Annotated in this window: 19 protein-coding genes; 2 read left to right on the forward strand and 17 right to left on the reverse strand. The window is 67.3% G+C overall.

All coding sequences use genetic code 11. The features are described 5' to 3' along the window. Positions 1 to 76 precede the first annotated feature (76 nt). The 11 genes from mmsB to LWW96_RS02575 form a co-directional block, all read right to left on the reverse strand. Positions 77 to 964 carry a 3-hydroxyisobutyrate dehydrogenase gene (gene mmsB / locus LWW96_RS02525; RefSeq protein WP_291484088.1) on the reverse strand — a complete coding sequence of 296 codons (888 nt, stop codon included), beginning with the start codon at positions 962 to 964 and terminating at the stop codon, positions 77 to 79. Positions 965 to 1210: 246 nt separating this feature from the next. Further along, positions 1211 to 1600, reverse strand: coding sequence for a DUF488 family protein (locus LWW96_RS02530; RefSeq protein WP_291484089.1), 390 nt, complete (start codon positions 1598 to 1600; stop codon positions 1211 to 1213). A 54-nt stretch (positions 1601 to 1654) separates the two neighbouring features. Next, entirely contained in the window at positions 1655 to 2152 is a 498-nt protein-coding gene (locus LWW96_RS02535) for a TfoX/Sxy family protein (protein ID WP_291484090.1), read from the reverse strand. Positions 2153 to 2440: 288 nt separating this feature from the next. Continuing rightward, entirely contained in the window at positions 2441 to 3601 is a 1161-nt protein-coding gene (locus tag LWW96_RS02540; RefSeq protein ID WP_291484091.1) for an acyl-CoA dehydrogenase family protein, read from the reverse strand. Positions 3602 to 3832: 231 nt separating this feature from the next. After that, entirely contained in the window at positions 3833 to 4213 is a 381-nt protein-coding gene (locus LWW96_RS02545) for a lysozyme inhibitor LprI family protein (RefSeq protein ID WP_291484092.1), read from the reverse strand. A gap of 202 nt (positions 4214 to 4415) precedes the next feature. Next, positions 4416 to 5939: a CoA-acylating methylmalonate-semialdehyde dehydrogenase gene (locus LWW96_RS02550; protein ID WP_291484093.1), complete on the reverse strand. Its 1524-nt coding sequence runs from the start codon at positions 5937 to 5939 to the stop codon at positions 4416 to 4418. Between the two features lie 231 nt (positions 5940 to 6170). Continuing rightward, entirely contained in the window at positions 6171 to 6695 is a 525-nt protein-coding gene (locus LWW96_RS02555; RefSeq protein ID WP_291484094.1) for a tail fiber protein, read from the reverse strand. A 15-nt stretch (positions 6696 to 6710) separates the two neighbouring features. Continuing rightward, on the reverse strand, positions 6711 to 7910 hold the full coding sequence (locus LWW96_RS02560; RefSeq protein ID WP_291484095.1) for a hypothetical protein: 1200 nt from the start codon (positions 7908 to 7910) through the stop codon (positions 6711 to 6713). Beyond that, complete coding sequence (locus LWW96_RS02565) at positions 7907 to 8932, reverse strand: sulfotransferase family protein (protein WP_291484096.1); 1026 nt, start codon at positions 8930 to 8932, stop codon at positions 7907 to 7909. The genes LWW96_RS02560 and LWW96_RS02565 overlap by 4 nt, the downstream gene beginning before the upstream one ends. Further along, positions 8920 to 9768 carry an aspartyl/asparaginyl beta-hydroxylase domain-containing protein gene (locus LWW96_RS02570; protein WP_291484097.1) on the reverse strand — a complete coding sequence of 283 codons (849 nt, stop codon included), beginning with the start codon at positions 9766 to 9768 and terminating at the stop codon, positions 8920 to 8922. The genes LWW96_RS02565 and LWW96_RS02570 overlap by 13 nt, the downstream gene beginning before the upstream one ends. Then, positions 9765 to 10598, reverse strand: a complete 834-nt coding sequence (locus LWW96_RS02575) for a hypothetical protein (protein WP_291484098.1) — start codon at positions 10596 to 10598, stop codon at positions 9765 to 9767. The genes LWW96_RS02570 and LWW96_RS02575 overlap by 4 nt, the downstream gene beginning before the upstream one ends. 256 nt (positions 10599 to 10854) lie before the next feature. Here LWW96_RS02575 and LWW96_RS02580 point away from each other — a divergent pair, with 256 nt between their 5' ends. Further along, positions 10855 to 11757, forward strand: a complete 903-nt coding sequence (locus tag LWW96_RS02580) for a LysR family transcriptional regulator (protein WP_291484099.1) — start codon at positions 10855 to 10857, stop codon at positions 11755 to 11757. Between the two features lie 384 nt (positions 11758 to 12141). Next, the gene (locus tag LWW96_RS02585; protein ID WP_291484100.1) at positions 12142 to 12714 is read left to right on the forward strand and encodes a hypothetical protein; all 573 of its coding nucleotides are present in this window, start codon (positions 12142 to 12144) and stop codon (positions 12712 to 12714) included. Between the two features lie 129 nt (positions 12715 to 12843). On the opposite strand, the gene LWW96_RS02590 is transcribed toward LWW96_RS02585, so the two are convergent. From LWW96_RS02590 to LWW96_RS02615, 6 genes are all read right to left on the reverse strand, one after another. Further along, on the reverse strand, positions 12844 to 13002 hold the full coding sequence (locus tag LWW96_RS02590) for a DUF3309 family protein (RefSeq protein WP_291484101.1): 159 nt from the start codon (positions 13000 to 13002) through the stop codon (positions 12844 to 12846). A gap of 404 nt (positions 13003 to 13406) precedes the next feature. After that, positions 13407 to 15041: a DHA2 family efflux MFS transporter permease subunit gene (locus tag LWW96_RS02595; RefSeq protein ID WP_291484102.1), complete on the reverse strand. Its 1635-nt coding sequence runs from the start codon at positions 15039 to 15041 to the stop codon at positions 13407 to 13409. A gap of 15 nt (positions 15042 to 15056) precedes the next feature. Next, complete coding sequence (locus LWW96_RS02600) at positions 15057 to 16385, reverse strand: HlyD family efflux transporter periplasmic adaptor subunit (protein ID WP_291484103.1); 1329 nt, start codon at positions 16383 to 16385, stop codon at positions 15057 to 15059. A gap of 184 nt (positions 16386 to 16569) precedes the next feature. Further along, a complete protein-coding gene (locus tag LWW96_RS02605) occupies positions 16570 to 18009 on the reverse strand; it encodes an efflux transporter outer membrane subunit (RefSeq protein ID WP_291484121.1) in 1440 nt (479 codons plus the stop codon). An 82-nt stretch (positions 18010 to 18091) separates the two neighbouring features. Beyond that, positions 18092 to 18601 (reverse strand): MarR family winged helix-turn-helix transcriptional regulator, encoded by a 510-nt coding sequence (locus LWW96_RS02610; protein ID WP_291484104.1) that lies wholly within the window; start codon positions 18599 to 18601, stop codon positions 18092 to 18094. Between the two features lie 301 nt (positions 18602 to 18902). Further along, positions 18903 to 20414: a hypothetical protein gene (locus LWW96_RS02615; RefSeq protein WP_291484105.1), complete on the reverse strand. Its 1512-nt coding sequence runs from the start codon at positions 20412 to 20414 to the stop codon at positions 18903 to 18905. Positions 20415 to 20505 lie beyond the last annotated feature (91 nt).

Below are 20505 nucleotides of genomic sequence, written 5' to 3' on the forward strand. Positions count from 1 at the left end.
ATAAAAACCATAACGGGCGCTGTAACGACATGCTACAGCGCCCGTTCTCATCCGCCAAGGGCCGCAGCCCAACCCATCAAGCCTTTTTCTGCACCATCTTGATCACGCTGGAGAAATCTTCCGCGCCATGCCCCGCCAGGCTGTGCGCCGCATACAGATTGCGCGCCATGCCCCCCAGCGGCGTGGCCGCCTTCACCGCCATCGCGTTCTCCTGCGCCAGACCCAGGTCCTTGAGCATCAGGTCCGTGCCAAACCCGCCCGCGTAGCCCTTGCTGGCAGGCGCGGTTTCCATCACGCCGGGGAAGGGGTTGTACTTCTCTAGCGCCCAGTTGCCGCCGGAGCTGCGGCGCATGATTTCGCTGAGCACCTTCGGGTCCAGGCCGTTGGCTACGCCCAGGGCGATGGCTTCGCTGGTGCCGGCCATCAGGATGCCCAGGAGCATGTTGTTGCAGATCTTGGCGGTCTGGCCTGCGCCCACGCTGCCGGCGTGGAAGATGTTGGCGCCCATCTTTTCGAGCACGGGGCGGGCGCGTTCCAGGTCGGCCGCGTCGCCGCCCACCATGAAGGTCAGCGTGCCAGCGATGGCGCCGCCGGTGCCGCCTGAGACGGGCGCGTCGATGAAGGCTACGCCTTTGGCCTTGGCGGCCTCGGCCACCTTGCGGGAGGTGGCGGCGGCGATGGTGGAGCAGTCGATCACCAGCGTGCCTGCGGGCAGCTGGGCCAGCAGGTCGCCCGCGCCCAGGAAGAGGCCTTCCACGTGCTGGCTGGCGGGCAGCATGCTGATGACGACTTCCGCACCGGCGACGGCCGCCTTGGCGTCGGCAGCAATGGGCACGCCGTCGGCCGCCAGCTTGTCGCGCGCAGGTTGCGAGAGGTCGAACGCGCGCACCTCGTGGCCTGCCTTGTGCAGGTTGTGGGCCATGGGGCCGCCCATGTTGCCGAGGCCGATGAATGCGATTTTCATGGGGATGTCTCCTTGGTTTGGAATGGAAGTTGATATGGTTTTGATAGCTGCTGGCGCTTACCTATCAAGCGCTGGAGGCCAAAACGGCTTAAATCTTGCTCACCCCAGGCAGACCGTTTGCTGCCCTTTTGCTGCCAGTTTGTTGACGGACCGTTGGCCGCCTTGCCCAGGCTTCGACAGGCTCAGCCCGAACGGTGGGGGGGCGGGACTTGGGCATGCAACGGGTCGACCGCAGGGGCTGGGAGTTCATTCGCTGATGTCCGCCCCGCGGCTGGCCAGCTCGGCGCGCAGCACGGATCGGTGGCAGCGGGCCTCGTCCTCGCAGTAGCAGCCCACGGACAGGGCGCTGTGGTGCGACAGCGCGGCCAGCAGGTCCAGCGTGCGGCTGGCTTCGGGCTGGGCCAGTTCCTTGCGGAACTGTTTGACGAAGGCCTCCCAGTCCTTGTCCGTCTGGGCCTGCTGGCCCTGGGCCATCAGCTCGGGCGTGGGCGAGAGCAGGGGGTACCACACGTCGTAGTAGTCGCGGCTGGCGAACTCGGCCTTGGGCACGCCGCGGGGCGGGCGGCGCACGGTGCCAATGCGGGTGCCTTCCCCGGCGGTGCGCGGGGTGCCGAGGCGGACGATGCGAAGGGGCATGGTGGGGGGGGCTCCGGTGGGCGTGGAATGTTGTTGTGGCGCAGAGGGCGGGGGTCAGTCGTCGGCTTCGAAGATGCTGTGTTTCTTGCGGGCGGCGGGCTTTTTCTTTGGCTTTGCAGCCGACGCCGGTGGGGGTGCGGCTTTTTTTGCGGCGGCCTTCGCTGCCGGGGTTTTGGCGTCGGCAGTGGTTGTCTTTTTCTTCTTGGGTGGCGCCGCCTTGGCCAGCGGGTTGTAGGCCAGGGCTTCGTCCAGCCAGTAGTTCCACTGGTCGCGCGTGGCGTAGCCGTTGGGCTCCACCCAGAAGTAGCCCTTCATGCCGCCGCCGGGCGACAGCTCGCGCGTGTTCTGCATCTCTTGCAATGCGCCATGGCGCTCCGGCGGCAGGCGCACCAGCAGGTCTTCGCCCTTGATGCCGATGCACAGCTTGCCGTCCACGAAGAAGCAGTAGCAGCCGAACAGGGTGCGCTCGTCCACGTCGCTGCGGTGGGCGAGGGCGCTGCGCACGGCGTCGATGAGGTGCAGGGTTTCGTCGCTGAGGGGGCGGGCGGGCATGGGCGTGGTTCCAAGGGGCGTGATGACGCAGGTAGCTGTGCGTTTCAGGAAGCCGCTACTCCCTCTCCCCTTGTGGGAGAGGGTTGGGGAGAGGGGGGGGAAACGGGCGTGGTGCGGGTGCAGGCCCCCTCTCCCCAACCCCTCTCCCGCGAGGGGAGAGGGGCTAACCCCAGCGCCGTTGCAGGTGCGTGGGGTGGGGTGGTTGATTGAGAGGAGGGATTCATGGTGGAAATGGCCGCTAGCGCCCGTTGGATAAGCGCTGGCAGCTATGAAAACAGGAGTAACTGTTCACCGGATCACCTCCGTCGCATCCCCATCCAGCATGCGGCGCGCAATGATCACCCGCATGATTTCGTTGGTGCCTTCCAGAATCTGGTGGACGCGCGCGTCGCGCAGCAGGCGCTCCAGCGGGTATTCGCGGATGTAGCCGTAGCCGCCGTGCAGCTGCAGGGCCTCGTTCACCACGGTAAAGCCCGCGTCGGTGGCGAAGCGCTTGGCCATGGCGCAGTAGGTGCTGGCGTCGGGGGCGCCAGCGTCCAGTTTGCTGGCGGCCAGGCGCACCATCTGGCGGGCGGCCACGAGGTCGGTGGCCATGTCGGCCAGCTTGAACTGCAGGGCCTGGAAGCTGGCAATGCTTTTGCCGAACTGCTTGCGGTCCTGCATGTACTGCTGGGCCTGGGTCAGCGCCCCCTGGGCGGCGCCGACCGAGCAGGTGGCGATGTTGATGCGCCCGCCGTCCAGCCCCTTCATGGCGATCTTGAAGCCTTCGCCCTCCTGGCCCAGCAGGTGGTTGGCGGGGACGCGCACGTTGTCAAAGCTGATGGTGCGTGTGGGCTGGCTGTTCCAGCCCATCTTGTGCTCCTTCTTGCCGTAGCTGATGCCGGGCGCATCGGCCGGCACGGCAAAGGCGCTGATGCCGCCCGCGCCCGCATCGCCGGTGCGGGCCATGAGCACCAGCACGTCGGTGCTGCCCGCGCCGCTGATGAAAGCCTTGCTGCCGTTGATGACGTATTCATCCCCCACCAGCTCGGCCCGGGTCTTGAGCGAGGCGGCGTCCGAGCCCGCGCCGGGTTCGGTCAGGCAGTAGGACGCGAGCTTTTGCCCGGTGGTGAGTTGCGGGCCCCAGAGGCCGCGCACCTCGGGGGTGGCCCAGGTGCCCAGCATCCACGTGGCCATGTTGTGGATGGTGATGAAGGCGGTGGTGCTGGGGTCCACGGCCGCCATTTCTTCAAACACCAGCGTGGCGTCCAGCCGGGGCAGGGCCAGGCCGCCGGCGGCCTCGGGTGCATACAGGCCGCAAAAGCCCAGTTCGCCGGCCTTGGCGATGGCTTCTTTGGGGAAGATGCCTTCTTCGTCCCAATGGGCCGCGTGGGGGGCGAGTTCTGCCAGCGCAAAGTCGCGGGCCGTCTGGGCAAAGGCGCGCTGTTCTTCGGTCAGTTCAAAGTCCATGGTGTGTCTCGATGTCGCTTGTTGTTGTGCTTATGCAATGGAGCGAGCTGCGTAGCATCGTAGGTCGGGTTGGCGCAGCGTAACCCGACGCCAACGCTGTGTGCCTGCCGAACGTCGGGTTACGCCCTTGCGGGCTAACCCGACCTACGGGGTGCGCAAGGCTTCGACAGGATCAGCCTGAACGGATATTTGGGGATCAAAGAGGCGGAGTTCATCGGGTCCTATTCCTGTTCATGGCTTGGCCGATGGGTGGTCCAGCGTCAGCCAGCGCATCAGGCCTTTGCGGCGCGCCTGGGTCTCGGCCGCCAGGCACTCGTGGTACAGGCGCGGCCATTCGGGCTCCGACTCGCTGCTGCGCTGCGCCTGCTTGCAGCGTGCGGTGCGATCGCGTTGCCAGGCTGCCTGCTCCTGGCGCAGCTGCGGCCGTTCGTGCGCCGCCAGGGCGCGCATCACGTCGCCGTAGAGGATGGCGATCTCGGTATCGGCGGCCTGAAAGGCTTGGACGGCGCAGGCATTGGTTTCCTCCACCGTGCCCGCCGCATTGCAGGCGGCCCCGGCTTGGGCGTGGGCATCGGCACCCATCAGCATCACGCACGCAGTACCGAAGACCATGGCCCATCTCCGCATCGTTGTCTGAAAAGTTTGCATGCACCGCTTTTACCATCGGCCACGGTGGTCACGACCGGCGCGGCCGAAGGCCAGTGCCACCGTGCAAGGGCCGCCATCAAGGGGTTCCGGCACGGGTGGCGTCCCCCTTCCGCATCGCGCAGCGATGCAAGAGAAGGGGGACGGCGCGCAGCGCCTCAGGGGAATGTCACTTCAAGCTGATCGTGGTGTTCACGCCCTGGCTCACGGTGCTGTCGTCAAACCAGCGCGCCGTCACGGTCTTGGTCTGCGTGTAGAACATCACCACCTGCTTGCCGTAAGGGCCCAGGTCGCCCAGTTTGGAGGCGCGCGAGCCAGTGAACGAGAAGATCGGCACGGGCACGGGGATCGGCACATTGATACCCACCTGGCCCACGTCGATCTCTTCCTGGAACTTGCGCGCTGCGGCGCCGCTTTGCGTGAAGATGGCCGTGCCGTTGCCGTTGGGGTTGGCGTTGATGAACGCGATGGCCTCGTCCAGCGTGTCGGCAGCTGCCAGGCACAGCACCGGGCCGAAGATTTCCTGGTCGTAGATGGCCATGCCGGGCTTCACGCCGCTGAAGATGGTGGGGCCCACGAAGTTGCCTTTTTCATAGCCGGGTACGCTGGGGTTGCGGCCGTCCAGCTCCAGCGTGGCGCCGTCGGCAATGCCGCGCTCGATCAGGCTGCTCACGCGGTCGCGTGCGGCGCACGAGATCAGCGGGCCCACGTCGGTGCCTTTTTCGGTGCCGCCGCTGACCATGAGCGTTTTGGCCTTGGCCACCAGCTCGGGAATCCATTTCTGCGATTCGCCCACCAGCACCACCACCGACAGGGCCATGCAGCGCTGGCCCGCGGCGCCAAACGCGGCGCCGGCCAGGGCGTTCAGGGTCTGCTCCTTGTTGGCGTCGGGGGCCACGATGGCGTGGTTCTTTGCGCCCATCATGCACTGCACACGCTTGCCGTTCAGGCTGGCGCGGTTGTACACATGGGTGCCCACCTTGGTGGAGCCCACAAAGCTGATGGCCTTGATGTCGGGGTGGTCGCAAATGGCGTTCACCGCGTCTTCGCCGCCGTGCACCACGTTCAGCACGCCGGGCGGAATGCCGGCCTGCAGGGCCAGTTCGCACAGGCGCATGGTCACCATGGGGTCTTGCTCGCTGGGCTTGAGCACGAAGGTGTTGCCCGTGGCGATGGCCATGGGGAACATCCACAGCGGGATCATGGCCGGGAAGTTGAAGGGCGTGATGCCCGCGCACACGCCCAGGGGCTGCAGCACGGTGTAGGTGTCCACGCCGCCCGCCACGTTGTTGGCCAGCTCGCCCAGCTGCAGGTTGCCGATGCCGGCCGCGTGCTCCACCACCTCCAGGCCGCGGAACACGTCGCCTTCGGCGTCGGGCAGGGTCTTGCCCTGCTCGGCCGTCAGCAGCGCCGCCAGCTCGCCCATGTGCTCGCGGATCAGCTGCTGCAGCTTCAGGAAGATGCGCGCGCGGGTGCCGATGGGCGTCTTCTTCCAGGTCTTGAACGCCTCTTTGGCACTGGCCACGGCGGCGTTGATTTCTTCAGGCGTGGCAAAGGGCACGCGGGCCAGCACCTCCTGCGTGGCCGGGTTCACCACGTTGCGCCACTGGGTGGACTGGGAATCGACAAACTGGCCGCCGATCAGCAGCTTGACGGTGGGGGCCAGGGCGGCCACGGGGGCGGGTGCATTCATGCGGAGTGTCTCCTCGAAGGGGCAAAAGCCTGGGGTCAGGCGGTCCGCGCATGGTATGCGTGCAAATATGTAATTTCAACTGCACAAACTGCAATGCGGTTGTGCATTTATGCACGCTTCTTCGCCCGGCTGCGTTGTGTGGGCTTGGCCGATCGCAAGCGCAAAAAAAGGGGCGAGCCCCCTGGGCCAGCCCCTTTGCGTATACCTGCGGCCGCGTGGCGTGTGCGGCCTTCAGTTTCTTGACGGAAAGATCCCCTGCAAGGCAATGATGCAGTTCATGCCCAGATAGGGCTGCATGATCGAAAACGGCTGGCTGCCGCCCGCAATCCCGGCAGTAGCGCTCAATTGCACGTTGCCCGATGGCGCAAACTGCGCGCTGCGCTGGTTGGATGCCGCGGGAACGGAGCCATTGGCGGGCGCATCCAGGGTCCCGATGGCGGAGGAGGCCGGAACCGACACCACATGGTTGTGCGCGGGCATCTCCGTGATGATGAGGGTGTGCGTGGGGCTGCCCGATATCTCGCCAAGGTCCACATAGGGCAACCCTGGCCCCTGGCCCGTACCGACCGGAACCCGGCCCCGCAAATCGGGCAGCGCGAAGGTGGTCTGCCCATTGCCGCCGTAGGTCGTGCCCAGCAGGGAGAACAAGGCGGTGTTCTGGGCAATGGACATGATTTGCCCCATGCAAAACGCCCACCCGCGTGGGGCGAAGTTGCCCGCAAACATCCGGATTTCAGCAATAAACGGTTCACTCATAGCGATTCCTCATCATCAAGTCAGAAAGTAGCCGGTGGTCCAGCCCCCGCGGGCGCGGGAGGCGGAGGACAACATGGGTGGATGCTGGCGTTCGGTCCGTGCATCTTCCGCTGCGGCCGTGGCGTGCCACAGCGGGCCGGTGCTGTCCCGGCCGGCGTCCTGCCAGCGGCGTTCGCCGCGGGGGCCGGCCAGCGGGGTGGCACGCAAGGCGGCCCACACGTCCTGCGCGCGGGCCCCGGGGTGCGCGGCGGCGAGTGCGGCTCCCAGGCTCGCGCCCGCTTCAGCCCCCAGCAGCGCGGCGGGCGTCCATGCCAGACCGGCGCGGGTGAAATGCTCGGCCCAGGGCTGGGGTGCGCTATTCGCTGCAGGCCAACTGCTCACCGTCCATGCCGACAGGCCGGCGTCCGGCGCGGTCAGCCACGGCAGACCCGCCAGCGCGCTGCGCGCAGGCCGTTGGGTGCGCCACCATTGGCCGAAACGCTGGGCCTGGCTGCCCGAAAACAAGGCAACCACAACATCCGGCTGCTGCGACACGGTGGCTTCGCGCAGGCCGCTGAATTCATGGGGCTGCTCGGGGGTGCCCGCGATATGGCGCCCCACGATCTGGCCGCCGAGCGTGCGCCAACGGTGCTGGAAGGCCTGGACAAAGTCATAGCCCGACTCGTGCCAGCCCAGGGCCAGGAATGCCCGCGGTCCGCATTGGCGATAGACCTGGTCGGCCAGCGCGCACGCCATGGGGCACAGTTCCAGGCTGTGGCGCACCTGCCAGGGATGCGGGTGTGCAGCCTGTGCGGCAGGCGCACCCAGATCCGCTCCGCTGTCGCTGATCCACAAGGGGATCCCCCGCGGCCCGGCCAGTGCCGCCACGCTGTCGGCCAGCAATGGGGGCATCCAGCCCACCACGGCATCGAAATTTCCCGTGCGCAGCAGGGCATGGATGGCACGGGCGGGCTTGGACGGGAGAGGCCCCGCGCTCAGCCAGTCCATCGACACCTGCCTCGCGCCGGCTTGGGCCAGGCCCAGCTCAACGCCACGGCGGTAGTCGTCCGCCAGCTGCGGCAGCTTTTCGGAGGCCGGCGCGACCCCCAGGAGGCGCCAGCGTGTGGGCGCTCGCCCGGCCGGCGCGGCAAGGGCACGGGCACCCGCCGGCAGTCCGGCCGCCATGGCCGCGCCGCTGCCGGCAAGAAAGTGGCGCCGGGGCAGGGCAGCGGTCATGGCAGGGCCTCCTCGGCTTCGGGGCGGGCGGCTGCGCCGTGGGTACGCCGCAGCTCCTGGAGTGCTTGGTAGTGGGGCGTGATCCATTGCGCGGTCACGGAGTGAAGAAGATCGCTGGCCATGCTGTGCTTGGGTAGGGTGTCCGGAACGTACGGCTGGTGGGGGTGTTTGCTGTGCCGCGTGAGGCGCTCGCGCATCCGTGCGTGGTCCTGCGGTGGAACGTGCCAGCGCATGTGGGGCAGCACCTGATCGATGATCGCGCTGGGCAGATCGGCATGGTCGAGCAGCAGCGAGCGCGCGGGCACGAATTCGCGCACCATGGCCGCGTAGATGGCGCCCAGCACGCGGGCGCAGTACTGCTCGGTGGGCATGCGCAGCTGTTCCTCGGCAGAGACGCCTTCGAGGAAGTCGCCCAGACTGCCGGGCACCAGGAAGAATCCGCGCTCGCGCATTTGCGAGACCATCACCGACAGCGGTTCCCGTGCCAGGAACAGCCAGGGCGCTTCAGGCCAGGCCTCGGCCACGACGGCGGCCTGCCGGGTGTTCCAGGCGTCCATCTTGAGGCTGCACGACTGCAGCGGCGCACTGGCGCTGTCGCTGCGCTGCGCCCAGGCGCTGTTCCAGGCGCGCAGGGCCTGCACCGTTGCGGCCCGGTCGAGCAATCCCTGGGGCAGCGCCACGCGCAGCAGGTAGTCCACCGGTGCGGGTTCGGACAGCTGCAGGTGATGCCGGCTTTCTGCCAGGGTCTGCGTGATGAGCGTGGAGCCGCAGCGCGACACGTGGAAGGTGACGAGCGACGGCGCCAGGCCCGGAGACTGCGCGTGCCAGGCCAGCAGGTCTTCCAGCGGCGTCTGCCGACGGAAAGCCTGATGGAACGGATGCCGCATCTGGCGCTGGATGCTGTCCTGGAAAAACGGAGCCAGCAGGGGCTCATCCCCCAGGCGCATCCAATCCACCTGCACGCGGTCTGCGTGCGTGTACAACCGGACGGGGCGCCAGCCGCTGAAATTTACAGAACCCATTGTTCCATCCATGCGCGGCGCCCGGCCTTCATGGCCGATTCCACGTCCGATGAGTCAAAGTGGAACCCCGCTGCGGTGCCCAGCCGCACCGACGCGTCGATGAACTCGGCGGGGTCTGCAATGGCGCTCAGCCGCGCCGCGCAATCGGCGTCGGTGCCGACGAAGTCCCGAAAACGGAGGAAGTCGTCCCAGGGATCGCTGGCGCCGGGCAGCGGGTCGCCCCGATCGCCTTGCGCGAACGCTTCAGCCAGCCGTGCATCCACCGCCGCATCCGCCACCAGGTGAATGCGTGCCAGGCTGCCACGGTTGCGCACCCGGTGCGGGCGGGACACGTCGATGTACCAGCATTCGCCCTCGCGCAGGGGCACACGCTCTCCATCCACATGGAAGAAGACGCGCTCCCCGGTCTGCAGCGGCACGTGCAGCCGGGCTTCGCCGCGTGCGGCGTTCAGGCCGGCGTCAACGTGCTCCTTGATCTCGCAGCCCGGCAGCAGGCGCATGAGTCGCACGGACTTCCACGGCAATGCCATGGCGTGCAGCATGGCGCGCAGCGTGGGTGCCTGGTCCAGGGCCGGTGCGTCCACATAGGCCGACGGCGGCGCTTCCAGCGGCACCACATCCATGGCGGCGGCCGGCGCGTAACGCAGGGCCAAGGCCTGCCACCCCCCATCGTGGCGGCCTTCGTTGAAGTGGGTGCGCCACAGCGCTTCGGGCAGGGCGTTCACCTCGGCCAAGGCGGCGGCGGTGTCGAACCGCCACGGCAAGCGGGTGGTCGGAACGTTGCGCAGGCTGCCTGGCTGCGGCCATTGCTCGGCAAAGAGCCCGGATTCGGTCATTGCGCGCAGATGGCGTAGGACGCGCAGGAGGTGGTCTGGTTGGTGTCGCGGTAGGAGTTCAGCAGCTGAACCGTCCAGCTTTGCACGCCCGCGCCGCAGGCACCGTCGGCCGTTGGGTAGCTGGAGGCCACGAACACCGCGCCGGCATTGTTGTTGCCCAGGTTGTTGGCACCCTGGTAGCCGCCGCCGATCACCTTTTCGCCGGCATGGCAGCAGGCGGTGACGGCGCAGGTGTCGGCGTTGCCTGTGGCCGTGGCGGACCGCACGGTCGCCACCAGCGCGCTGACGCCCGCAGGGCCCTGGGGACCGGTCGCCCCGGTGGCGCCGGCGGCTCCGGTCGGGCCGACAGGGCCCGCCGCGCCCGTGGCGCCGGGGGTGCCCGGCGTGCCCGCTGGGCCAGCGGGGCCGGTGGCCCCTGCCGCACCGGTCAACCCGGCAGGGCCGGTGGCTCCCGTGGCACCTGTCGCACCCGAGGGGCCTGTCGCCCCAGTAGCCCCGGTGGCGCCTGCGGGGCCCGTGGCCCCGGTGGCGCCGGTAGCACCCGTCGCCCCGGTGATGGCGCCCGCTGCGCAGTGCCCCAGCCGGCCGGACGGCCCGTCGAAGCACAGCACGTTGGCATTGCTGCTGGGCGTGCCTGCCAGGCTGGGCATGAACACGTCGCCACTGTCTTGGACCCGAAGGCGCTCGGCATTGGCGGGGCCTTTGACGACAAAACCGCCGCCGGGCGGCGGCGTGACGCTGACGTCGGCAGCGTGGACCGTCAAGGAAGCCAGTGCCATGCAGGCTTGTCCGGCCCACAGCGACTTGTGCAAGAAAGCGGTACGTTTCATAAATCCCTGGAATGAACGAGCAGGTGGGCGGGGAGCATCGCAGCGATGCCCCGGGCGGGGGCCGTGTTCGCAAGGCCCGTGGGGCTCCGGCGGTTCGGTCAGCGCGGCGGAGTGTGCAGTAATTTGCATTTGTTGTAAATTTTTCTATGACTTGTGTCATGGGACTGCGACATCGGGGCATGTCTGCGCGGCCGCGCCAACGGCGCCCGGCAGGCGGCGGACCGGAAGACGGCCGGGCCGGGGCCACAATCCCGCCATGGACTGGGACCATTTCCGTTACTTTCTTGAACTGGCGCGCGCCGGCACCCTGGCAGGGGCGGCCCGGCGGCTGGGCGTGGAGCACACCACGGTGTCGCGGCGCCTGCAGGCGCTGGAAAAGCAGGTGGGTGCGCCACTGTTTGCGCGCGAATCCGGCGGGCACCGGCTGACCGAGGCCGGGCGCCAACTGCTGCCGCAGGTGGAGGCCATGGAGGCGGCGTTCCTGGCCATTGAAAACGCCACCCCCGGCGTGCGGCAGGGCCTGCACGGGCTGGTGCGCATCGGCACCACCGAGGGGTTTGGCAACCTGGTGCTGGCGCCCCAGCTGGCCCGCTTTGCGCAGGACCACCCCGGTCTGGTCGTGGACCTGCTGGCGCTGCCGCGGCTGGTGCACCTGTCGCGGCGCGAGGCGGACATCGTGATCTCGCTGGAGCGGCCGGCCCGTGGCGCGGTGTTGGTGGTCAAGCTCACCGACTACGTGCTGCAGCTGTATGGCGCCCGCGACTATCTGGCGCGCCACCCGCCCATCCGCACGGCCGACGACCTGCGGGGCCACGCTTTCATCAGCTATGTGGACGACCTGCTGTTCAGCAAGGAGCTGCAGATCCTGGACGAGCTGCACCGGCCCGCGAACTTTGTGCTGCGCAGCACCAGCGTGCTGGCGCAGTACGAGGCCGCCCGGGCCGGCACGGGCCTGGCGGTGCTGCCGGCCTTCGTGGCCGCGCAAGACCCGTCACTGGTACCCGTGCTGCCGCAGGCGGCGCGCTTCCAGCGCACGTTCTGGATGTCCATGCCGGCCGAGAACAAGCATGTGGCGCGCATGCAGGCCACGTGGGCCTTTCTGCGCGAGGCGGTGGCGGCCCGGCAAGGGCTGTTGTTGCCGCCGGCGGGCGCAGTGTGACGCCCGGCCCATTTTGCTATAATATTTGTAGCTGTTTGCGCTTGTTCATCAACGGTTTTGGTCACTTTTCATCAAGAATAGCGGGCTGCGCGGTGGTCGCGGGAGGGGGGCTTAAAAGCCGCCCGCCAGGCGCCGCGGCGCCTCCAAATCCGCGAGCGCAGTCGGAGGTGCCCGGCCTGCGCTGGCGGGCTCGTTGCGGTGGGGCAGAAGGCGAGGACAAAGCGGTCAACGCAGGAAATGCCCTGCAAGCCGCCTGCTGATCCCGGCACCGCGTTGCACGCAGGTGCCTATGCTGGAGGGGCGGAACAGCAGCGTTCGCGCCCTTTTCACTCGCGGCGCGGCACGGCGGGATTTCGCGCCTTGCAGTCTTCAGGAGTTGCCGCAATGTCGCCTCTTATCTCGGGCCTGGCCTCGATCGCCTCGATGGTTTTCAATGCCGCGTCAGGGCGGTCCGGCGGCGCAACGCCTTCTGCGCGCCGAGCCGATTCGGCCGATGCCGCAGGGCCTTCCGCCGTGGTGCACCTCAGCCCCGAGGCCGCAGCCCTGGCCGGCCTGGCGGACAAGGGCCTGATGGTGACGCAGGGCCGGCTCGATTCGCCCGTCACTGCTGCCAGCCGCGGAGCCGTCCGCGGCGGCGGGGGCATGGGAGGCGGTTCGGTGTCCGCCCAGGATTTCCAGGACCTGCTGGCGCAGTTCGGCGCATCGGATGCCCAGAAGGAACGCCTGGCTGCGGCCTTTGACGCGGACCAGAACGGCCGCATCTCCCAGGATGAGTTCCTCAAGGGCCTGGCGAAGACGCGCTCGGTTGAATCCACGGATTTCTCGCAGGCGGTGATGCAGCTCATGGACCATGGAGGCAACGGCAACGGCGACGGCACCGTGGCGCCGCACGAGTTCGCTGCGTTCTCGACGGCGTTTGCTGCGCTGCAAAAACGGGCCGCGGCCGGCATTGCCTGAGGCCAGGCAGTGCGGCCCACGCGGGGTGGGGGCCGCAGGACCGGCAAGAAAAAGGCGCCTGGGGTCCCATGACGGACCGCGGCGCCCTGGTGCACCGGCAGCGCCGGCGCGCCCGTGCGAGGGGGCTGGTCAGATCCTGCCCATCAGCAGCAGGATGACCAGAATCAGCACCACCAGCCCTACACCGCCGCTGGGTCCATAGCCCCATGAGCGGCTGTGGCCCCAGGTGGGCAGCACGCCGATCAGGATAAGGATCAGAACGATCAAGAGAATCAGCGAAAGCGACATGGCGGTTCCTTGTAGTGGATTGCGGTGTGTGCATTGTTGGCACCGCTGCGCGCAGGCCCCGCAGGCGCGCCGCCCGCCACGCGGTCAGCCGTTTCCGACACCCCCTGTGGGAACAAGTGTCCCGGGTGGGAGATTCGTTTCATAAAGAGGCCGAAAAATCGCCGCCATGCTGCGTTGCAAATCCTCGCGATAGCACCGGCTATCGCTGTGGTTTGCGCCTTGCCTGACGATGATTTCGGCCTCTTTAGTTCATCAACCAACTCTCCCACTCGGGACACGAGTGCCCCGAGAGTCGGTTGATTGCTATCAAAAAAAGAGCTTGCAGCGCTTTGGGGGCGGGCGCTGCAAGCTTTTAGGGTCTCAACACGCTCCTGGAGCGTGAACCCGTGCGGGGATCTTTGCCGTCAGTGGGCGCCGCCCGCGTCGGCAGCGCCGCCGCCTGCCGCGCGGGGCGGTCGGCGGGTCAGCCAGATGAGCGCGATAAGGAACAGGAACAGGCCCGACGAGCCCAGGAAGATGTCGTCGGCCGCGCGCGTGAAGGCCTGCTGGTCGATGAGCCGGTTGATCTGCGCCAGCGCCTGTTCCTGCGAGAGCCCGGCTGCCGCCAGGTTGCTCAGCGTCTGGGCAAATACCCCCTGGCCTTGCACCAGCCCCTCGGTCAGGTGCGCATGGTGCATGGCGGCGCGGCTCTCCCAGAGCGTGGTGGCGATGGAGGTGCCCATGGCCCCGGCGGTGATGCGCACGAAGTTGGACAGGCCTGCCGCGGCAGGAATCCGTTCGGGCGCAATGCCTGCCAGCGTCAGCGTGGTGAGCGGGATGAAGAAGAACGCCATGGCCGCGCCCTGCAGCAGCGTGGGGACCAGGATGTGGATGAAATCGGTCTGCACGGTGAACTGCGATCGCATCCACAGCACGGTGCTGAACACCACAAAGGCCCCGGTGGCCATGCGGCGGGGATCCCACTGCCCGACCTTGCGCCCCACCAGCGGCGTGAGCAGGATGGCAAACACGCCCACCGGCGCCAGCGCCATGCCGGCCGAGGTGGCGGTGTAGCCCATCCACTGCTGCAACCACAGCGGCAGCAGCACCACGTTGCCGAAGAACAAGGCGTAGGCCACGGACAGCGCCAGCGCGCCAAAGGTGAAATTGCGGCCCTTGAAGAGCTTGAGGTCCACCACCGGGTGTTTTTCGGTCAGCTCCCACACCAGGAAGACGGCAAATGCGATGACAGCCACCACGGCCAGCGTGATGATCTCGCCCGAAGCAAACCAGTCCAGCTCCTTGCCCTTGTCCAGCATGAGCTGCAGCGCGCCCACCCACAGCACCAGCAGGGAGAGGCCCACCGTGTCGATGGGCAGCTTGCGGATCGGCGTTTCGCGCTTGTGGTAGATGCCCCAGGTCAGCACGCCGGCCAGCAGCCCCACGGGCACATTGATGTAGAAGATCCACGGCCACGAGATGTTGTCGGTGATCCACCCGCCCAGGAGCGGTCCCACCACCGGGGCGACCAGCGTGGTCACGCCCCACAGCGCCAGCGCCGTGCCCGCTAGCGCGCGGGGGTAGCTGGCCAGCAGCAGAGTCTGCGACAGCGGAATCATCGGCCCGGCCACCAGACCCTGGAGCACCCGGAAGAACACCAGCATTTCCAGCGATGAGGCGAAGCCGCACAGCCAGGACGTGAGCACGAACAGCAGCACGCTCATGGTGAACAGGCGCACCGCGCCAAAGCGCTGCGTGAGCCAGCCGGTGAGCGGCACGGAAATGGCGTTGGCCACGCCGAAGCTCGTGATGACCCAGGTGCCCTGGTTCGGGCTCACGCCCAGGTCCCCCGCGATGGCGGGGATGGAAACGTTGGCAATGGACGAGTCCAGCACGTTCATGAACGTGGCCAGGGACAGCGACAGCGTGCCCAGCAGCAGGGCCGTCCCGTGCAGCGGCGGGTAGGCCGCGGGCGGCCCGGGCGGCGCAGCCGGTGGCGGAGGCGCGGCCGGGGCGGGGGCCTGGCCTGCCGGTTCAGCGGTGGGGTTGGCGGCAGTCATGCTTGGTCAACCTGCTTACTGCTGCACCACCGGGGCTTGCACGGCGGGCTGCGCCGGGGCCGACGCGTGCTTTTGCGCCTGCATGGGGACTTGGCTGCTGACCTTGGGCGACGCCAGGGCCACGGCGGCCTTGCTGCTGCGTCCCAGGTTGGCCGCGATGATGTGCGCCACTTCGTCGTCGGCGGCCTTGAACTGCTCGTCAAACACGGCGGTGGCCGCCACGGGAGCCGTGCGCTGGGTATCGGCCAGGGTCTTGCCGCTTTGATCGGCGGTGTCCACTTTCACTTCCATGGACAAGCCCACGCGCAGCGGGTGTTCGGCCACTTCCTTCGGGTCCAGCGCAATGCGCACGGGCACGCGCTGCACCACCTTGATCCAGTTGCCGGTGGCATTTTGGGCCGGCAGCAGCGCGAACGCGGCGCCCGTGCCCGCCCCGAGGCCAGCCACCGTGCCGTGGTAGACCACCTTGGTGCCGTACACGTCGGCTTCCAGCTCGGCGGCCTGGCCGATGCGCAGGGTCTTGAGCTGGCTTTCCTTGAAGTTCGCATCCACCCACAGGTCGTTCAGCGGCACCAGCGTCATCAGCGGGGCGCCGGCCTGCACGCGCTGGCCCACCTGCACGCCGCGCTTGGCCACATGGCCGTCCAGCGGGGCCAGCAGCTGGGCGCGCTGGACGGCCAGGTAGGCCTCGCGCACGCGGGCGGCAGCGCGCTGCACGTTGGGGTGCTGCTCAACCGACGTGCCTTCGGTCTGCGTCTGGCTGGCGGCCAGCTGTTCCTGCGCTGCGACCACGGCCGACTGGGCTGCGGCCACGGTGCTCTTGGCGGCGGCCAGCTGGGCATTGGCGTGCTGGAACTCTTCCTTGCCCACGGCGCCGCTGGCCATCAGCGGGGCGCGGCGGTTCACGTCGTCCTGCATGCGCGCGGCATCGGCCTGGGCGCGGGCCAGATCGGCACTGCGCAGGCTGACCTGGGCCTTCAGCGCCGAGGTGTTGGCATACAGCGTGCGCACTTCGCGCACCGTCTGGGCCAGCTGGGCCTCGGCCTGCTCCAGCGCCACGCGGGCGTCGGCAGGGTCCAGCTTCACCAGCACCTGGCCGGCCTTGACGTAGTCGGTATCGTCCGCGCCAATGGACACCACGGTGCCGCCCACCTGGGGCGTGATCTGCACCACATTGCCTGCCACATAGGCGTTGTCGGTGGTCTCCACATGGCGGCCGTTGGCCCAGTGCCAGCCACCCCAGCCCAGGGCGGCGATGGCCACGGCGGCGGCAATGAGGGTGAGCCCCCGGCGGCGGGCGGTGTTGGCTTCGTTGGCGGTGAGGGGTTCGCTTTTGGCGGTCATGGCAGTGGTCTTTCAGGAATGTGTTGTTATGCGTTTTTGATCGGGTTGGGCATTGCCAGCTACTTATGCAACTGGCGCGGCCGAGGCCAGAGCGCCCGTGGAACTGGCTTTGCCAGGCCACCGGGGGCGTCCCCCTCCCGCGGAGCGAGAGAGGGGGAAGACGCGAAGCGGCTCAGGGGGTGTTTCATCCCGCCGTGTCATCGGCCCACCCGCCGCCCAGCGCCTTCATGAGCACCAGGCGCGTGTCCAGCTGGCGGGCCCGCAGGTCCACCGCCAGACGGCGCTGGGCCAGCACCTGGCTTTCGGTGGACAGCACGACCAGGTAGTTGCCCAGACCCGCGCGGTAGCGCTCTTGCGCAAAGCGGTAGGCTTTTTCCGCGCTGGCCACGGCTTCGTCCTGCAGGGCCTGCTGGCGGGTGAGGGACTGCACCGACGCGATGGCGTCGCCCGCTTCCTTCACGGCGTCCAGCACCGCGCCGTTGTACTGGGCGATGGCGGCATCCAGCTCGGCCTGGCGGCCTCCCAACTGGGCGCGCAGGCGGCCCCCGTCAAAAATCGGCAGTCGCAGGGCGGGTGTCACGCCCATCTGGCGCGAACTGCCATTGAACAGCCGGTCCAGTCCCAGCGCATTCAGCCCGACGAAGGCGCCGATGTTGATGTTGGGATAGAACTCGCTTCTTGCACTGTTCACGCCCTGGGTGGCGGCCTCGACGCGCCAACGCGCGGCCACCACATCGGGCCGGCGGCCCAGCAGGTCGGCGCCCAGCACGTCGGGCACGGCCAGGGGGTGCAATGTGGCCAGCCGGGGCGTGAGGCTGGGCAGGGCATCCGGGGCCTGTCCGGTCAGCACGGCCAGCTGGCGGCGGCCCAGGGTGATCTGCTCGTCCAGCGCCTCGATCTGGGTGCGTGCATCGGGCACGGCCGCCTGGGCCTGGGTCAGCTCGACCTGGCTGTCCAGGCCCGCCGCGGTGCGTTCCTGCGTGAGCTTGCGCTGCTCTTCGCGCTGCTCCAGGGCCCGAACGGCCACGTCGCGCTGCGCCACCAGCCGGGCCAGCGCCACGTAGCCGCGGCCCACCTGGGCGGCCAGGGTATTGGCCGCCGCCGCTGCGTCGGCCTGAGCCGCCCGTGCCTGGCCCAGCGCCGCTTGCAGCTCGGCCGCGTGCTGGCCGAAGAAGTCGGGCGACCAGCTCAGCGTGGCCTGCACGTTGCCGCTGTTGTAGGTGTTGCCGGCAATCGGGGCGGGCACCAGGCCGTTGGCGCTGTAGCGCTGGCGGGTCGCGTCCACGCCCAGGGTGGCCTGCGGGCCGTTGGCGGCCTCGCGCACCTGGCTCAGGGCAATGGCCTGCTCCAGCCGGGCGCGGCTTGCGGCCAGGCTGGGGCTGCCTTGCAGTGCCGTGTCGATCAAGGCGTTCAGTTGGGCATCCCCGAGGGCCGTCCACCATTGGGCAGGCGCGGCCGTCTCGCCGGTGGCGGTGGTGCTCAGGCCGACGGCGGCGGGGGAGGTCTGGGCCAGCGGCGTGTGGGGTGCGCCGGGGCTGGCACAGCCCGCCAGCAGGATTGCGGCGGCCAGGGCCAACGCTGACACAGCGAAATGTGCCGCCAGGGCCTTGCGGGTGGAGGGCAGGGGAGCGTCGGAATTCACGGGTTTCTCCAGAATGGTTTTTCAGGTGTTGTGTGGAGTGCGAGAAGTGGCAGGGGGGGCGGCATCAGGCTGCAGGCGCGTCCGTGCCGCGCTGCTGGCGCAATGCCTCGCCATTGGCCAGCATGCGGCGCAGCAGGCCCAGCAGCATCTGCCATTCGTCGTGGCTGAAGTCGCTGAGGTGGCCGTTGAGCACGTCGGCGAGCACGGGCGGAACAAGGTCGGCCACGCGCTGCCCCTCGGGGGTGAGCCGAAGCTGCACTACGCGCCGGTCCACCGTGGAGCGTTCGCGCACGACGAGCCCCTTGGCTTCGATGCGGTCCAGCGAACGGGTCATGGACGCCGGGTCCGTTTCCAGATCGCGGGCCAGCGCCGCCACGGTGGCGCTCTCGTGCAGCGAGAGCTTGAACAAGGGCAGCCATTGCGCGTAGGTCAGGTCGTGCGCAGCGAGCTGGGCATCGGCCTGCGTGCGGATGGACGACATCACCCGGCGCATCAGGTAGCCGACGCTCTCTTCGGGAACGAGGTGGCAGGGCTGGTAGAAGCCGGCGCCGGGGGACGGAGAACGGGAGGTCATGGGGCGAATCTAATTTCCAAGACAATATTTGTCTTGTCAATCATTGATTAGCCCTGCTTTTTAAAGGGGAATTCCGGCCAAAGATGGGCAGGGAGCGGACGCTGCCAAGCCCCTTGGGATCCTCTGCACAAATCACCGCGCCGTGTGCATCTGCGGACTCGGGCGGTCTGCCGCGTTGCAAATCCTCGCAATAGCTGCGGCTATTGCTGCGTTTTGCGCCTTGCAGCCCCTCCCGATCCGCAGCGCACACTTTCCGCTCGATTCGTGCAGAGCATCCCTTGCGCAAGGGGCTGGTGAGGTATCAGGGGGTCAGAGCGTCGGCGCGGTAGATGTCGTTGCGCAGGTAGTACGGGCGTCCTGGCACCTGTGTGTAGTGCTCATCCACGATGGTCTGGATGCACCCCGCATAGCTCTCCCAGGGAAAGCGGTCCCACACCTTCCATTTGTCCAGCAGCATGACCTTGGGACGATAGTCCGCAATCTGCTGGCAGGCGTCGATCTTGATGCCGTACTGGGGATCTTCGTTGTACTTTTCCTGCCAGGGAAAATAGAAGAAATTTCCGGAGGCGGGCAGCCGGTCGGCGACGATATATTCGAAGTTCCGGTTGGTGTAGGCGATAATCTTGTCGCCCTTGGTGGTAAATCTTTGGACCAGTTCGGAGAATTCTGTTTTTTCTGCTATTTTGCGCATGGTGAAGTACTGCCGTTCACCGGGTAGAACGAGCGAAACCTTGAGTGCCAAAATGATGAGAATGAAAGCACTCACCATTTTTGCCTGCGTGTTCAACGTGGCAATGCGGAGGGTCAAAAGGATAACCAGGGCAATCACGGCATGGTAATAAGGAAGCCCGTGAAAATCATCTCCCCGAATAAGCAGGCTGGCAATCCCCAATGCGAGAAGAATGCTGCGCCATGGCACGGCTTTCTCGTGCGAGGCCAGTACCAGGATGCCTGCGGCCGCTCCCATGAAGTAGCTGAACTGTCCTAGATTGCTGGTCAATCCACGAAGGGTCACGAAGACGAACGATTCGAACGTCCGCGACTCAAGGTAAATGGGGAGAATCGCGCTGTTGAGGTAGAGGTGAAAGGCCAGATAACCCGGCAGTGAGCCATAGACCGCAAGAAACAGCAGGTTCGCGGCAACCCCCACGGCGGTTCCCGCCAACGCGGCGCGCAGGTGGCGCTTTCGGAGCGAGACCAAAAATAGAATGCCCGCCAGCGGAATATAGGTCACGGCGAGAAACGGCAACCCGGCAATCAGCAGCGACCCTGTAAAGCTCCGAGCGGGCGTTACGGAATCAGGCCGCAGGATGGCGGGGAAGGTGTACAGGAACAAGATGATGAGCAGAAATGCCCCTGTAATCGCCTGGTAGGTGTACATGTGCCCCAGCAGCTCGGGAAAATACAGAAGCATCACGCTGGCTGCAAAAACCGTGCAGCCGATCTTGACGCTCTTGCTGGAGAAGAGGGGGGAGAAATAGATGGACAGCAACCCTGCCCATTGCAGCAACGCGATCGGTACCCGGTGGCCACGGACCCCGAAGTCGCCAAAACTTTCCAGCAGCACGCCACTGAGAAAAGTCAGCGGCCCATGGTGATTGAAGATTTCCGAATAGAGCTTTTGTCCCGCCGCCATCATTTTTGCGGTGACCACGGTCTCGGACTCGTCACCCCATTCGATGTGGCGCAACAGGAAATACTGGTAGCGAATGGCCAGGAATGCAAAAATGACGAGCACGACAATCAGCAAGCCGTTCAGCAGGCGCTCGGTCTTTACTTGTCCGGACAAGATCGGGGATGTTTCTTTATTCACGGAAGAAGGGATTCTTGATTTGTGCGTTGGCGATGCGCAGTGGCGCCCCGTTCTCACCGGGTGGGGCGCAGGACCGGCGGTGCTGAAATGC

Source organism: Acidovorax sp. (assembly GCF_021287135.1).
Lineage (GTDB): Bacteria > Pseudomonadota > Gammaproteobacteria > Burkholderiales > Burkholderiaceae_C > Acidovorax.